This is a genomic window from Paenibacillus ottowii (assembly GCF_050516475.1).
Classification (GTDB): domain Bacteria; phylum Bacillota; class Bacilli; order Paenibacillales; family Paenibacillaceae; genus Paenibacillus; species Paenibacillus ottowii.
Genome location: NZ_CP191577.1, coordinates 2756941 through 2758214, shown reverse-complemented (window position 1 = coordinate 2758214; position 1274 = coordinate 2756941). Strand labels below are relative to the sequence as shown.

General features: G+C 29.4%; 1 protein-coding gene. It reads left to right on the top strand.

Annotation, left to right across the window (positions count from 1 at the left end):
- Positions 1 to 157: 157 nt before the first annotated feature.
- The coding region (locus tag ACQQ6X_RS12925) for a hypothetical protein (RefSeq protein ID WP_430493590.1) at positions 158 to 1274 on the top strand (1117 nt) is incomplete at its 3' end.

Genomic DNA, 1274 nt, shown 5'->3' with positions numbered 1-1274 from the left:
ACGCAGACATTTTCCTGAAGTCTTTGGCTTTTTCAGAAAAATAAAATACAAATTGATAATTAGAAAAATAATTAAATGATATCAATTTTGGTTAATGAATTGTCTCCGTGATTATTTGTTTTAAACTATTTTTAGAAGAATTAGAATGAGGTTGCTAATGAATAACTCTATTATAACCAGAGCACTAAGTTATGTGTTTTCTTTATGTATAAGTCTGGCTTTTATCTACCATTTTATTCCAAGTATAACAAACAGACGTGTGATTTTTGTTTTTTTTATTTTGCTTACAACAATTACAATAGGATATGCACTTAGGAATTTATTTAAACAGTTTTTTGATTCGAAACATTTACATGCGAGCAAAAGACGGAATTTAATTGTAAGTATTATTTTTTCATTTTCAATCCTTCTGATGATACCATTTAACGTTGATAATTATCACACTTTAAAAGTTCAACCACTGGGAGAGAAAAATAATCAATCATTAGGTATCGAGGTCTGGGTTAAAGAGATTAAAATCGATAATAGAATTTTACCATTAAATGAAATGAATTTGATAGGTGATTGGGAACTGATTAATGGTGTTCCTGTTTATACACACGGTGATAATGTCTTGATAAATTGGGAAGGTAAGGTGAAAAGTAATATAAGCCTAAAACTTAGTAACCATCCCTATTCTGGTAAAGTTCGTTTAGTTATTGATGGTGAAGAAAACGACTATGACCTTTATGGTACTAATGATGATAGCACAAAAGAAATTCATTTAGACAATTTAAAGGGAGCCTCAATTTTTGAGAAATGTCTAGTGTTTTTAGCCGATTTGATCTTATTATCCTTTACTATTTTTATCTTTTTAACTAGAATCACTATTCAAAGAACTCCTAAATCATTGTCTATTGGTAAAGGGGATAGTGCAGTATTCTTAGTGCCGATAATAATTTCATGGAGTATATATTTTCTATCCTATTATCCTGGATTAATGAGTGGTGATTCCTTAGACCAGTGGAGACAATTATCAACATTTGAATTTGGGGATGCGCATCCAATTTATGATACATTATTTAAATTGCTTATTACTAAGATTTGGTATTCACCAGCAGCTATAGTTTTAGCTCAAATGATGTTTCTTCTTAGTGCTTTACTATATGGGTTTCGTTCTTTATTAAAATTTGAAGTGAATAGAAAAATTCTTTGGGGGATGTCTATTTTATTTTCATTGATACCAGTAAATTCAATGATGATAATAAGCATATGGAAAGATGTGACCTATAGTA